The sequence below is a fragment of the Streptomyces sp. NPDC027185 genome, from assembly GCF_055567035.1.
On record NZ_JBVHRF010000002.1, the window covers coordinates 232944 to 246849 of the forward strand.

General features: G+C 73.6%; 11 protein-coding genes. 1 reads left to right on the top strand and 10 read right to left on the bottom strand.

The window, feature by feature from the left end; genetic code table 11:
* Positions 1-4 precede the first annotated feature (4 nt).
* The 8 genes from gatC to mnmA form a co-directional block, all read right to left on the bottom strand.
* Entirely contained in the window at positions 5-301 is a 297-nt protein-coding gene (gatC, locus tag ACZ4M8_RS06285; protein ID WP_030258164.1) for an Asp-tRNA(Asn)/Glu-tRNA(Gln) amidotransferase subunit GatC, read from the bottom strand.
* A gap of 765 nt (positions 302-1066) precedes the next feature.
* The gene (locus tag ACZ4M8_RS06290) at positions 1067-3175 is read right to left on the bottom strand and encodes a putative bifunctional diguanylate cyclase/phosphodiesterase (RefSeq protein WP_467603787.1); all 2109 of its coding nucleotides are present in this window, start codon (positions 3173-3175) and stop codon (positions 1067-1069) included.
* A 156-nt stretch (positions 3176-3331) separates the two neighbouring features.
* Positions 3332-5548: an NAD-dependent DNA ligase LigA gene (gene ligA / locus ACZ4M8_RS06295; protein ID WP_467603789.1), complete on the bottom strand. Its 2217-nt coding sequence runs from the start codon at positions 5546-5548 to the stop codon at positions 3332-3334.
* Positions 5549-5580: 32 nt separating this feature from the next.
* Positions 5581-6630 (bottom strand): methionine synthase, encoded by a 1050-nt coding sequence (locus ACZ4M8_RS06300; protein ID WP_467603790.1) that lies wholly within the window; start codon positions 6628-6630, stop codon positions 5581-5583.
* Positions 6631-6710: 80 nt separating this feature from the next.
* Positions 6711-7400: an SDR family oxidoreductase gene (locus tag ACZ4M8_RS06305; protein ID WP_467603791.1), complete on the bottom strand. Its 690-nt coding sequence runs from the start codon at positions 7398-7400 to the stop codon at positions 6711-6713.
* 104 nt (positions 7401-7504) lie between these two features.
* Complete coding sequence (locus ACZ4M8_RS06310; RefSeq protein WP_467603793.1) at positions 7505-8047, bottom strand: LOG family protein; 543 nt, start codon at positions 8045-8047, stop codon at positions 7505-7507.
* A gap of 120 nt (positions 8048-8167) precedes the next feature.
* The gene (gene gdhA / locus ACZ4M8_RS06315) at positions 8168-9544 is read right to left on the bottom strand and encodes an NADP-specific glutamate dehydrogenase (protein ID WP_467603794.1); all 1377 of its coding nucleotides are present in this window, start codon (positions 9542-9544) and stop codon (positions 8168-8170) included.
* Between the two features lie 232 nt (positions 9545-9776).
* Positions 9777-10901: a tRNA 2-thiouridine(34) synthase MnmA gene (gene mnmA / locus ACZ4M8_RS06320; RefSeq protein WP_467603795.1), complete on the bottom strand. Its 1125-nt coding sequence runs from the start codon at positions 10899-10901 to the stop codon at positions 9777-9779.
* A 54-nt stretch (positions 10902-10955) separates the two neighbouring features.
* On the opposite strand from mnmA, the gene ACZ4M8_RS06325 reads away from it, so the two are divergent.
* Positions 10956-11618, top strand: coding sequence for an N-acetylmuramoyl-L-alanine amidase (locus ACZ4M8_RS06325; RefSeq protein ID WP_467603797.1), 663 nt, complete (start codon positions 10956-10958; stop codon positions 11616-11618).
* 37 nt (positions 11619-11655) lie between these two features.
* Here ACZ4M8_RS06325 and ACZ4M8_RS06330 read toward each other — a convergent pair whose 3' ends face one another.
* Both ACZ4M8_RS06330 and ACZ4M8_RS06335 read right to left on the bottom strand, forming a co-directional pair.
* Positions 11656-12825 (bottom strand): cysteine desulfurase family protein, encoded by a 1170-nt coding sequence (locus ACZ4M8_RS06330; protein WP_467603798.1) that lies wholly within the window; start codon positions 12823-12825, stop codon positions 11656-11658.
* Between the two features lie 177 nt (positions 12826-13002).
* Positions 13003-13851, bottom strand: a complete 849-nt coding sequence (locus ACZ4M8_RS06335) for a thioesterase family protein (protein WP_467603800.1) — start codon at positions 13849-13851, stop codon at positions 13003-13005.
* Between the last annotated feature and the right edge of the window lie 55 nt (positions 13852-13906).

A 13906-nucleotide genomic window follows, 5' to 3' on the forward strand; every position in this document is an offset into this window, starting at 1 on the left:
TCGGTCACTCCTCCCCCAGGATCTGCGGCACCTTGAAACGCTGCTGCTCCTGGGCGGGGGCGCCGGAGAGCGCCTGCTCGGGAGTGAGCGACGGACGGACCTCGTCCGCCCGCATGACGTTGGTCAGCGGCAGCGGGTGGGAGGTCGGCGGTACGTCTTGGTCGGCGACCTCGGAGACGCGGGCGACCGCGCCGATGATGTCGTCGAGCTGTCCGGCGAAGTGGTCGAGCTCTTCGTCCTTCAGCTCCAGACGTGCCAGCCGGGCGAGGTGGGCGACCTCCTCGCGCGTGATGCCAGGCATGCAGCGTTCCTCTGCTGGTTCTCGGAGTTCTACGTGAACGGGAATCCGACGGGGATCCGCCAGGGATCCGTCCGTCGGGGATCTGCGTGAATCTGTACGGCTTGAATCTGTACGGCCCAATCCTATGGCCCCGTCGTACGGAGCCGCGCCTGCATTCCGGGGGGGCGGTGTGGGGCGTTTGCCCGGGGCCGCGGCGCGGGACGGGCGTGGGGCGTTCCCCGGGGCGGGCGCAGGTGTGCTTGCCGGGGCGGGCGGTACCGGCCAGGTGGCCGTCGTGTATCGGTGGTGAGGCCGGTGCCGATGCCGGGTCCGGTGTCGGTGCCGGTCAGTCGCTCCCCGGGGGAGGTGGGGTGTCGGACGGAGCGCCGGGCGCGGCCGGCGGGGCGGGCACGTCGGGTACGGCGGACGCGGCCGGCCCGGCCGGTGCGTCGGGGATGCCGGGCGGGGGCGGGTCATGGGGTGCGCCGGGCTCAGGCGTGGCGCCGGGGGCGCCTGGCTCGGCGGGTACGGCGGGCCGGGAGGGGGCTCCGGGCTCTGCGGGCTGATCGGGCGTCCTGGGCCCGGCCGGGGCGCCCGGTGGGACGGGGGCGCCGGACGAGGCGGGCCCGGTCAGGGCTCCGGGCTCACCGGGCGGGGCGGGCGGCTCCGGCACGGCAGGGACGTCCGGCGGTGTGGGCGCGTCCGGCGCCTGGCGCGTGCCCGGTGTGCCGGGCGGTCGGGCGGTGTGGTCGGAGCGGGGAGGAGGGACGGCGGGTGGCCGGGTCCTCAGTTCAGGACCTGTCCCGAAGGGCGGTCGGCCGCCCTCTCCGCCGCGAGGGCGGACGTCTCCGACTCACGGTGCCAGCCGCGCTCACCACGGGCGCGCAGCCAGGCGGTGGTCTCGTCCGGCGGCATCGCCGCGGCCACCAGCCAGCCCTGCACCGCGTCACACCCGAGGTCGCGCAGGCGCTCCCAGGTCTCGTCGTCCTCCACACCCTCGGCGACGACCAGCAGTCCGAGGGAGTGGGCGAGGTCGAGGGTGCAGCGGACGATCTCGGCGTCCTCGTTGTCGACCGCGAGGCGGGCCACGAAGGAACGGTCGATCTTCAGCTCGCTGACCGGCAGCCGCCGCAGATGGACCAGGGAGGAGTAGCCGGTGCCGAAGTCGTCGAGGGACATCTTGACGCCGTGTCCGGTCAGCCCGGCGAGGGTGTCGGCCGCCCGCTGCGGATCCTCCAGCAGCACATGCTCGGTGATCTCCAGCTGGAGCGCTCCGGGTGGTACGCGGTGCCGGGCGAGGCGGGCGGCGACCGCGCCCGCGAAGCCCGGCGAGTGCACATCGCGGGGTGAGACGTTGACCGCGACCGGCACCTCCAGGCCCATCGCCCGCCACCGCGCCACCTGGGCGAGCGCGGTCTCCAGCACGTACTCCGTCAGCCGGGGCATCAGACCGGAGGTCTCGGCGATGGCGATGAACTCGTCCGGAGGCACCCGCCCGCGGTCCGGGTGCACCCACCGCACCAGCGCCTCCAGGCCCGCCACATGGCCGTCGAAGCCGACCTTCGGCTGGTAGTGGAGTTCGACGTCCCCGGCGTCGAGGGCGCGGCGCAGGTCGCCGAGGAGGCCGAGGCGGTCGGGGGTGTTGCCGTCACGCCGGGCCTCGTAGACCTCGACGCCGCTGCGGTCCCGCTTGGCCTGGTACATCGCGACGTCGGCGCGGCGCAGCAGTCCCTCGGCGTCCAGCGCGTGGTCCGGGAAGACGGCGACCCCCGCGCTCGCTTCGAGGACGAGGGTCAGGCCGTCGAGGTCGAGGGGGGAGCCCAGTGTGGCGACGAGGTTGCGCGCCACCCGCTGGGCGCTGGTGAGGGAGTCGGCGGTGGGCAGCAGGACGGCGAACTCGTCCCCGCCCAGGCGGGCCGCCTCGGCGCCGCGTGGCAGGGCGTCGCGCAGCCGGTCGGCGATCTGGAGCAGCAGGCGGTCACCGGCGAGGTGCCCGAGGGTGTCGTTGACGGAGCGGAAGCGGTCGAGGTCGATCAGGACCAGGGCGCACCGGGCCTCGATCCGCTCGGCCTCGTCCAGCGCGGACCAGGCGCGCTCCAGCAGCCACTGGCGGTTGGGGAGCCCGGTCAGCGGATCGCGCAGCTGCTCCTCGGCGCGGGCGCGGGCGATCCAGAGGGTGGAGTCGAGGGCGATGAGCGGGACGGCGTAGAGCGGCAGCAGCAGCGGGGCGTGGTCGGCGGTGACGGCGATCAGCGGGGCGATACCGAACAGCGCGACGCCGACCAGCAGCTGACGGGTCAGCGCGGTGCGGGTGACGGTCGGCAGGCCGCCGCCGCGCGGCAGCAGGGTGCACCACAACAGGCCGCGGGTGACCAGGAGATAGCAGGCGGCGGCCGCGACGACCTGCGGGAGGACGGCGAGGTCCCACACCTCGGGACCCCAGGGGTGGCGGACCGTGGCGGTGTTGCCGAGGGCCGCGCTGCCGAGGGCCGCGGCCCCGACACCCAGCAGGTCGACCGCGCCGTGCAGGACGGCCTGCCGCCAGCGGTGGCGGCGGGCCGCGCCGACGAGGACGACGACGGCCAGGCTGACCAGGACCGCGGGCATCCAGCCGTAGAGGAGGACGACGGCGAGGGCGAGGGCGGCGCCGGAGCCGGTGCCGCCCCACCAGCGGTCCCGGCCGAGGGCGACGAGATGGCCGACGATGATGCCGGTGAGGACCGCCAGCGACCAGCCGACGGTGCCGGAGGGGAACAGTGCCCGCCGCTCGCCCAGTGTCCAGATCACCCCGCCCAGGAGGGTGAGGCCCGCCAGGACGGTGAAGGCGGCGGGCAGCGCGGGCACCACAAGCCGGCGGAGCCGCGACGCCGGAGCGGCGCTGTCGGTCGGTTTCATTCCGATCCCTCTCACAGCCGGCTGTGCCCGCGCCACGGCAGGCGCACCTCTCAACAGTAGGACGCGAAGGGCCCCTACGGGCAGCGATCGGCAGCGGTTGCCCGAATGCGACCTGGCCATCCCGATCACTCTGGTATGCGCCGAAGGGGCGGCCTGTCACTCCTCCTCGGGCGGCGTGACCGCCACCTCACGTGCCGCGTCGGGCCCTTGTTCCAGCAGTACCGCGAAGCCGTCGTCGTCCAGCACGGGCACCTTCAGCTGCATCGCCTTGTCGTACTTGGAACCGGGGTTGTCACCCACGACGACGAATCCGGTCTTCTTGGAAACGGAACCGGTCACCTTCGCCCCGAGACTCTGCAGGGCCTCTTTCGCGCCATCTCTGGTGTGGGACGCCAGGGTGCCGGTGACGACGACGGTGAGGCCCTCCAGGGGGCGCGGGCCCTCGTCGGCCCGGTGTTCCTCCTCCATCCGGACCCCGGCCGCGCGCCAGCTCTCGATGATCTGGCGGTGCCAGTCGACCTCGAACCAGCGCTTGAGGGAGGCGGCGATGGTGGGCCCGACGCCCTCCACCGCGGCCAGCTCCGCCTCGTCGGCCTCGCGGATGCGGTCGATCGACCGGAACTCGCGGGCCAGCGCCTCGGCGGCCACCGGGCCGACATGACGGATCGACAGGCCGGTGATGATCCGGGCCAGCGGGCGCTCCTTGGCCGCCTGGATGTTCTCCAGCATGGCCAGGGCGTTCTTCTTCGGCTCGCCCTTCTGGTTGGCGAAGAACGTGACGATCTTCTCCTCGCCGGTCTTCGGGTCCCGCTTGGGCAGGCCGGAGTCCGGGTCGAGGACGTAGGACTTGATGGGCAGCAACTGCTCGATGGAGAGGCCGAAAAGGTCGCCCTCGTCCTTCAGCGGCGGCTCGGCGGGCTCCAGCGGCTGGCTGAGCGCGGTGGCGGCGACATAGCCGAAGTTCTCGATGTCGAGGCATTTGCGCCCGGCGAGGTAGAAGAGCCGTTCGCGGATCTGGGCGGGGCAGGAGCGGGCGTTGGGGCACCGCAGGTCGATGTCGCCCTCCTTGGCCGGCTGGAGCGGCGTGGCGCACTCGGGGCAGTCGGCGGGCATCACGAACTCCCGCTCACCGCCGTCGCGCAGATCGACCACCGGGCCGAGGATCTCCGGGATGACGTCGCCCGCCTTGCGGATGACGACGGTGTCGCCGATGAGGACGCCCTTGGCCTTGACGACGTCCTGGTTGTGGAGCGTGGCGAACTCGACCTCGGAGCCGGCGACGGTGACCGGCTCGACGACGGCGTACGGCGTGACGCGGCCCGTACGGCCGACGCCGACACGGATGTCGACCAGCTTGGTGTTGACCTCCTCCGGCGGGTACTTCCAGGCGATCGCCCAGCGCGGGGCGCGGGAGGTGGAGCCCAGCCGCCCCTGGAGCGGGATCTCGTCGAGCTTGACGACCACACCGTCGATCTCGTGCTCGACGGCGGTGCGGCGGGTCTCGGCGTCGCCGTAGCGGGCGATGAACTCCCGGACCTCGGCGAGGGAGTCGACCACGCGGTTGTGCGCGGCGGTGGGCAGGCCCCACTCGCGCAGCAGGTCGTAGGCGTGCGACTGGCAGTCGATGTCGAAGCCCTGCCGGGCGCCGACGCCGTGGACCACCATGTGCAGCGGGCGGGTGGCGGTGACCTTCGGATCCTTCTGGCGGAGCGAGCCGGCGGCGGCGTTGCGCGGGTTGGCGAACGGGGGCTTGCCGTCGGCGACGAGGCGTTCGTTGAGCTCCAGGAACTTCTCCATGGGGAAGTACACCTCCCCGCGGACCTCGACCAGCTCCGGGATCCGCTCGCCGGTCAGGCGGTGCGGGATCTCGGCGATGGTGCGGACGTTGGGCGTGATGTCCTCGCCGGTGCGGCCGTCGCCGCGGGTGGCGGCGCGGGTGAGGCGGCCGTGCTCGTAGGTGAGGTTGACGGCGAGGCCGTCCACCTTCAGCTCGCACAGGAAGTGGTACCCGGCGCTCTTCGCGTCGCCGCCCAGCTCCCCGGCGATCCGCTCGGCCCAGGCGGCCAACTCCTCGTCGTCGAAGGCGTTGTCGAGGGAGAGCATCCGCTCGCGGTGCTCGACCTCGGTGAACTCCGTGGCGTACGCGCCGGCGACCTTCTGGGTCGGGGAATCCGGGGTGCGCAGCCCGGGGTGGGCCTCCTCCATCGCCTCCAGGGAGCGCAGCAGCCGGTCGAACTCCGCGTCGCTGATGACGGGGGCGTCCTTCACGTAGTACCGGAAGCGGTGCTCCTCGATCTGCTCAGCGAGCTGCGCGTGCTCCTCCCGCGCCGCCGCGGGCACCTCTGCTGCCGCTGCGTGCTGTTCGCCAGCCACCGTCTTGTCCTCCCGTGGTCCGTGAGTGGTCGTCACTCAGGGTTGTCTGCGAGCGAGGTCGCGGCCCGGACGACGTGGGCGAGCGCGGCGCGGGCGTAGGCGGGCGAAGCGCCCGCGAGCCCGCACGACGGGGTGACCACCACGGACTCGGCAAGAGTCCCCGGCGTCAGCCCCAGCCTGCGCCACAGCGTCCTGACACCCATGACGCTACCGGCAGGGTCTGACAATCGGCCGTCCATGCCGGGCACCACCCCGGCGAAGAGCGCGGTGCCGCCCTCCACCGCCTCGCCGATCGCCTCCTCCTCACGCTCGGTGAGCAGGGAGAAATCGAACGAGACGCCCGCCGCACCCGCCCGGCGCAGCAGGGCGAACGGGACGGCCGGGGCACACGAATGGACGACGACGGGCGCGCCGTCCGCCGCCTCGACGAGGGTGCGCAGGCCGCTCTCCACGTCGGCGCGGTCGACGGCGGGGTGGGTGCGGTAGCCGCTGGCGGACTTCACCCGGCCCTGGAGGACGGCGGTGAGCGACGGCTCGTCGAGCTGGAGCACGGGGCGCGCGCCGGGCACCCGGCGCCGCAGGTCGGCGAGGTGGGCGCGGACGCCCTCGGCCAGTGAGGCGGTCAGGTCGCGGCAGGCACCCGGGTCGCTGACCGCCGCCTCGCCGCCGCGCAGCTCCAGGGCGGCGGCGAGGGTCCACGGCCCGACGGCGGAGACCTTCAGCGGGCCCTCGTACCCCTGGGTGAACTCCTCCAGGGCGTCGAGGTCCTCGCCGAGCCAGGCGCGGGCGCGGCGGGTGTCGCGCCCGGGGCGGTCGCTGATCCGCCACCCGCTGGGCTCCACATGGGCGTACAGCTCGACGAGGAGGCCGCAGGTGCGGCCGATCATGTCGGCGCCGGGTCCGCGGACGGGCAGTTCCGGCAGGTGGGGGAAGGTCTCCAGCGAACCGGTGACGGTTTTGACCGCCTCGCGGGCGTCGCCGCCGGGCATCGAGCCCACGGCGGTCGCCACCCCCGCGCCCCAGGGGCGCGCGCCGCCCCGTCCGTCCGTTCCGCTGCGCTCACTCGTGCTGTTCTCGCTCACCCGGGAAGCGTATGACGCGGCGGCGCGCCCGGTGGCGGGCGGCCCGCCCGGGGCGCGCGGGAGCGTCCCGGGCGTGCGGCTCAGCGTCCCGGGCGGACCGAGAGGTCGTTGATCTCGGCGTCGCGCGGCAGGTCGACGGCGGTGAGGATGGCCGTCGCGACCGACTCGGGGTCGATCCAGCGCGCCGGGTCGTACTCCTTGCCCTCCTGCTGGTGGGTGCTGGCCTGCATCGGCGTGGCGGTCCGCCCCGGGTAGACGGAGGTGACCCGCACGCCGTTGCCGTGCTCCTCGCCGCGCAGCGCGTCGGCGAGCGCCTTCAGGCCGTGCTTGCTCGCCGCGTACGCGCCCCATTCGGGGTTGGCGCGCAGTCCGGCGCCGGAGTTGACGAAGACGACGTGGCCCTTGGCGACGCGTACCAGCGGCAGCAGCAGCCGGGTCAGCTCGGCGGGCGAGACGAGGTTGACGGCGAGCTGGCGCTGCCACGCCTTGGCGCCGAAGTCACCGATCGCGCCCAGTTCGAGGACGCCGGCGATGTGCATCAGCGAGTCGAGGCGCTCGGGCAGCGGCTGCTTGCCGAGCGCCCAGTCCAGCTTCTCGGGGGAGGCCAGGTCGCCCACGAGCGTGCGGGCGCCCGGGTACCGCGCGGCCAGTTCCTTGGCGCGTCCGGCGTCCCGGGCCAGCAGCCACAGGTCCTCCCCGCGCTCCGCCAGCCGCCGTGCGACCGCCGCTCCGATGCCCGATCCTGCGCCTGTGATCAAGTGCGTACCCATGCCCCGATCCTAACGAGCCGCAGCGGGCACACGGCCCGTGCCCCCGCGCCTGCCGCATCCCGCCGGACCGCCGGTGACCTGGGCGTACGTGGTGTGAGGGCGGGTCAGGCGGTGAGGCCCGCCTGCTCCTCCAGGTAGGCGAGGGCGCCCACGCCGTCCTCGGCGAAGAAGACCAGTTCGGTCAGGGGCAGGGGCAGGAAGCCCTCGGTCTCCATGCGCTGGAACTGCTCCTTGAGGCCGTCGTAGAAGCCCGCGGTGTTCAGCAGGACGACGGGCTTGGTGTGCATCCCGTGCTTGCGCAGTTCCAGGATCTCGGTGGCCTCGTCGAGGGTGCCGGTGCCCCCGACCATGATCACGATCGCGTCGGCCCGCTCCAGCAGCTGCGCCTTGCGCTCGGCGAGGTCCCGGGTGACGACCATCTCGTCCGCCCCGGCGCGCGCCTTGTGGGCCAGGAACTCCACGGAGACGCCGATCAGCTTGCCGCCGGTCTCCTGCACGCCGTCCGCCATGACCTTCATCAGACCGGTGTCGGAACCGCCCCACACCAGGGAGTGGCCGCCCTTGCCGATCAGCTGGGCGAACTGGCGGGCGGGGGTGGTGTAGCGGTCGTCGAGGTCGGCGGCGGAGCAGAAGACGCAGATGTTCATACGCGCCAGCTTACGAGCCGGGGCACGGCGCCCCTCGGGCGGCCGCGGGGCGGTCGCCGGGCCGGTGGAACGGCCGGCACCGCCGGCCCCGCACGTCGTCGGGCGGGGCCGCCGGGCGTGTCAGATCAGGCCCTGGGCGAGCATCGCGTCCGCGACGCGCTCGAAGCCCGCGATGTTCGCGCCCGCGACGTAGTCGCCCGGCAGGCCGAAGCGCTCGGCCGTCTCGTAGCAGGTGTCGTGGATGTTCCGCATGATCGCGGCGAGTTCACCCTCGGCCCGCTCGAAGCTCCACGCCTGGCGCGCGGAGTTCTGCCGCATCTCCAGCGCGCTGGTGGCGACGCCACCGGCGTTGGCCGCCTTGCCCGGACCGAACGCGACGCCCGCCTCCTTCAGCAGCGCCACCGCCTCCGGGGTGGCCGGCATGTTCGCGCCCTCCGAGACGGCCTTGACGCCGTTGCGGATCAGCGTCCGGGCGGCGTCCGCGTCCAGCTCGTTCTGGGTGGCCGACGGCAGGGCGACATCACAGGGGACGTCCCACACGCTGCCGCCGGGGACGTACCGGGCGGAGCTGCCGCGCCGCTCGGCGTACTCCGAGATGCGGCCCCGCTCGACCTCCTTGATCTGCTGGAGCAGCGGCAGGTCGATGCCCTTCTCGTCGACGACGTAGCCGCCGGAGTCCGAGCAGGTCACGACGTGCGCGCCGAGCGCCTGGGCCTTCTCGATCGTGTAGATCGCGACGTTGCCCGAGCCGGAGACGGTGACCTGGCGGCCGTCGAACTCCTCGCCGCGCCGCTTCAGCATCTCCTCGGTGAAGAGGACGTTGCCGTAGCCGGTGGCCTCCGTACGGGCCTTGGAACCGCCCCAGTCGAGGCCCTTGCCGGTGAGCACCCCGGCCTCCCAGCGGTTGGTGATCCGCCGGTACTGCCCGAAGAGGTAGCCGATCTCCCGGCCGCCGACGCCGATGTCACCGGCGGGCACGTCGGTGTGCTCGCCCAGATGCCGGTAGAGCTCCGTCATGAACGACTGGCAGAACCGCATGACCTCCGCGTCGGACCTGCCGTGCGGGTCGAAGTCGCTGCCGCCCTTACCGCCTCCGATATTGAGGCCGGTCAGGGAATTCTTGAAGATCTGCTCGAAGCCGAGGAACTTCACGATCCCGAGATTGACCGAGGAATGGAAGCGCAGCCCGCCCTTGTACGGACCGAGCGCACTGTTGAATTCCACCCGGAAGCCCCGGTTGACGCGGATCGCCCCGGAATCGTCCTGCCACGGCACCCGGAAGATGATCTGCCGCTCGGGCTCGCAGATCCGCTCCACGATCCTGGCCTCGGCGAACTCCGGACGCGCCGCGAGCACGGGGGCCAGCGTCTCCAGCACCTCCAGCGCCGCCTGGTGGAATTCCGGCTCCCCGGGATTCCGCCGGACCAGCTCCGCGTGCAGGGCCTCGTGCCATCCCGGATGAACCCCGGCGTGGCCCGCGGACTGAATGGTCGACATACTTTCGGATCCCTTCATGACCGACGAAAAGCCGCCCGCGCCCCGATTCCCGATGAAATCGAAAGCGCAACGGCTCACTGAACGTCCTGTCGCGGGACCGAGACTATTTGCCGCGGGGTCCTGTATCGAGACCACTGTGGGGAAAACCTCATCCGCAGCACGGAATCCGGCCGTGCCCGGCGGAGCGGGCCGCTCCGCCGGCGGTGCCCACCGTCCGATAGCCGGGCGGACCCTACGCCCCCGCCCCCGCCCGGCGCCTGGTCGTGGCGATGGTGGCGGAGCCGACGACGCGGGTGCCGTCGTAGAGGACGATGGCCTGGCCGGGGGCGACGCCTCGGACCGGCTCGGTGAAGGTGACGTGCAGTTCCTCGGCGTCGGTCAGCTCGGCGCGGACCTCCGTCTCGCCGCCGTGGGCGCGCAGCTGGGCGGTGTAGGTCGTGGGGCCGCCGGCCGGCGGGCGGCCGCACCAGCGGGGGCGTATCGCGGTGAGGGCCGTGACGTCGAGGGAGGCGGCGGGGCCGACGGTGACGGTGTTGTCGACCGGGGAGATGTCGAGGACGTAGCGCGGCTTGCCGTCGGCGGCGGGGGTGCCGATGCGCAGGCCCTTGCGCTGGCCGATGGTGAAGCCGTAGGCGCCGTCGTGGCTGCCGAGGCGGTTGCCCGACTCGTCGACGATGGCGCCCTCGGCGGTGCCGAGCCGCTTGGCGAGGAAGCCCTGGGTGTCGCCGTCGGCGATGAAGCAGATGTCGTGGCTGTCCGGCTTCTTGGCGACGAACAGTCCGCGCCGGGCGGCCTCCTCGCGGATCTCCGCCTTGGTGGTGCGGGTGTCGCCCAGCGGGAACATCGCGTGCGCCAGCTGCCGGTCGTCGAGGACGCCGAGGACGTACGACTGGTCCTTGGCCATGTCGGAGGCGCGGTGCAGCTCGCGGCTGCCGTCCTCGCGCAGCACGACGGTGGCGTAGTGGCCGGTGCAGACGGCGTCGAAGCCGAGGGCGAGGGCCTTGTCGAGCAGCGCGGCGAACTTGATCTTCTCGTTGCAGCGCAGGCAGGGGTTGGGGGTGCGGCCGGCCTCGTACTCGGCGACGAAGTCCTCGACGACGTCCTCACGGAAGCGCTCGGCGAGATCCCAGACGTAGAAGGGGATGCCGATGACGTCGGCGGCGCGGCGGGCGTCGTGGGAGTCCTCGATGGTGCAGCAGCCGCGGGCACCGGTCCGGAACGATTTGGGGTTCTCGGACAGGGCGAGGTGCACGCCGGTCACGTCGTGTCCTGCCTCGGCGGCGCGGGCGGCGGCGACGGCGGAGTCGACACCGCCGGACATGGCGGCGAGTACGCGCAGGCGGGGTGCGTCAGTCATAACTTCTCCAGAGTAGACGGAACCACCGGCAGTCCCGTACGCGTTGTCCAGCGCATGGGGAAGACGGAACGGACCGGGTCCGGCATCAGCAGGCGGCGCGCGTTGTGGATCGGCGGCGCCGCGGTGGCCGCCGTCGGCTCCGGCGTCGTCGCCTCCCGCGGGGGACTCCTGCCGGGCGCCGCCGAGCCGCGCACGCCGGGCGCCGTGGACCAGCCGGGCGCGGAGTGGATAGCGGCGTCCTCGGCGAACTGGCGGCGGGCCGACCGCCCGGACGACTACCCGATAGACCGCGTGGTGATCCACGTCGTCCAGGGCAGCTACCCGACGGCGCTGAAGGTCTTCCAGAACCCCCTCCACGCGGCCGCCTCGCACTACGTGGTGCGGCGGGACGGTCATATCGCGCAGGTCGTCCGGGAGCTGGACGTCGCGTTCCACGCGGGCAACCGCGCGTACAACGAGCGGAGCGTCGGCATCGAGCACGAGGGGTTCGTGGACCGTCCGGAGTCGTTCACGACGGCGATGTACGCGGCGTCGGCGCGGCTGACGGCCGGGATATGCCGACGGTACGGGTTCCCCGCCGACCGGCAGCACATCGTGGGCCACTCCGAGGTGCCGGGCGCCGACCACACCGACCCCGGGCCGCACTGGGACTGGGACGGCTATCTGCGGCTGGTCCGCGCGGAGCTGCGGAAGAAGCCGCGGACGGGCAAGGCGTAGCGGACCGCCCCGGGCGCGCGGCCCGGGGCGGCGCCGGTCAGCTCAGTCCGGCCTGGCGGGCCCGTTCGACCACCGGGCCGATGGCCTCGGCGAGCGCCGCGACGTCCTCGGCGGTGGAGGTGTGGCCCAGCGAGAAGCGGAGCGTGCCGCGGGCCAGCTCGGGCGGGGTGCCGGTGGCGAGGACGACGTGGCTGGGCTGGGCGACGCCGGCGGTGCAGGCGGAGCCGGTGGAGCAGGCGATGCCGCGGGCGTCCAGCAGCAGCAGGAGGGAGTCGCCCTCGCAGCCGGGGAAGGAGAAGTGCGCGTTGGCGGGGAGGCGGCCCGCCGGGTCCGGGTCGCCGCCCAGGACGGCGTCGGGCGCGGCGGCGCGTACCGCCTTGATCAGGTCGTCGCGGAGGGCGCCGATGTCGCGGGCGAACTCCGCGCGGTGGGCGACGGCGTGGCGGGCGGCGGCGGCGAACGCCACGATCGCGGGGGTGTCGAGGGTGCCGGAGCGGACCTGACGCTCCTGGCCGCCGCCGTGCAGCACGGGCACGGGCGTCCACTCCCGGCCCAGCACCAGCGCGCCGATGCCGTACGGACCGCCGATCTTGTGGCCGGAGACGGTCATGGCGGCGAGGCCGGAGGCGGCGAAGTCGACCTCGGTCTGGCCGACCGCCTGGACCGCGTCGGCGTGCAGCGGAACACCGAACTCCCGGGCCACCGCGGCGAGTTCACGGACCGGCTGGAGGGTGCCGATCTCGTTGTTGGCCCACATGACGGTGGCCAGCGCGACGTCGGCGGGGTCGCGCAGGACGGCCTCGCGCAGCGCGTCGGGGTGCACCCGCCCGTAGGAGTCGACCGGCAGCCACTCCACCCGCGCTCCCTCGTGGGTGGCGAGCCACTCCACGGCGTCCAGGACGGCGTGGTGCTCGACGGGGCTGGCCAGGACGCGGGTGCGGGCCGGGTCGGCGTCCCGGCGGGACCAGTACAGGCCCTTGACCGCGAGGTTGTCGGCCTCCGTGCCGCCGGCGGTGAAGACGATCTCGCTGGGGCGGGCGCCGAGGGAGGCGGCGAGCGATTCGCGCGCCTCCTCGACGGTGCGCCGGGCCCGCCGTCCGGCGGCGTGCAGCGAGGACGCGTTCCCGGTGACGGCCAGTTGGGCGGTCATCGCCTGCACCGCTTCGGGAAGCATCGGGGTGGTGGCGGCGTGGTCGAGGTAAACCATGGTGCCGACGATTCTACGGGCGGGCTCCACGGCCCCGGGGGCGCATACCCGGCGCGCGGGAGCTCCGCCCTCCGGGGGCGCCGTACGTGCCCGGACGTGCTGTGCCGGGGCGCACCGTACGGGGGCGGGCGCCGTGCGGGCGGGTCGCCGCCCCCGGCCCCGCCCACGGACGACCGGTCAGCGGCCGAGCGGTGCGCGGGCCAGTTGGCGGGACTGGGCGACGAGGCGGTCCGCGGTGTCCCAGACCTCGGCGTCCTCCTCCAGGAAGCCGCCCGCGAGGTTGCGGGTGGTGATGGCGACGCGCAGCGGGCCCGGTGCGGGGCGGCAGCGGATGTGGCAGGTCAGCTCGACGGTCGGCACCCAGCCCGACAGGCCCAGGTCGAAGGCGGTGGGCGGCAGGGCGTCGACGGTCAGCAGCAGGGAGAGCGGGTCCGGGTCGCGGCCGTCGGCGAGGCCGAACCAGCCGCGCATCTCGCCCTTGCCGGAGGGCGCGCCGACCGCCCAGCCCGCGGTGGCGGGATCGAGCCGGATGTCGAGCCGGTCGGCGATGGCGGTGCTGCCCGGTATCGGCGCCGCGCCGTCGGGCGCGCTGTCGGCGCCCAGGCAGTGCTCGTACGGGGGCAGCTCAGGGGGTTTGGCGGTGGTGCGGACGTCGTCGGGGAGGGCTGCGAGGTCGCCGTAGGAGGCGAGCACCCGCAGCCGTTCGACCTCGGTGCCGTCCGGTGCGGTCTGGACGAGGGTGGCGGTGCCGGTCGACAGGGTGCGGCCGGTGCGGACCACTTCGGTCCGGATGACGGCGGGTCCGGGGACGGAGGCCGTCAGGTAGTGCGCGGTGACCGAGAGCGGGTCGGGGTGCGGCAGGGCGTCGCCGAGCGCGCGGCCCATGAGGGCGAGGAGGTAGCCGCCGTTGACAGCCTGGATGATCGTCCAGCCGGCGGAGAGCTGTACGTCGTAGCTCCCCGGGGCGCGGCGTACCACCGCCGTGTCACGGTCGAACTCGCTGTTACCAAGGGTCGCCTGTGCCATGGCCGGAACGCTACACCGAAAGGTTACCGACCGGTAGTGTCAATTTCCTGTGTCC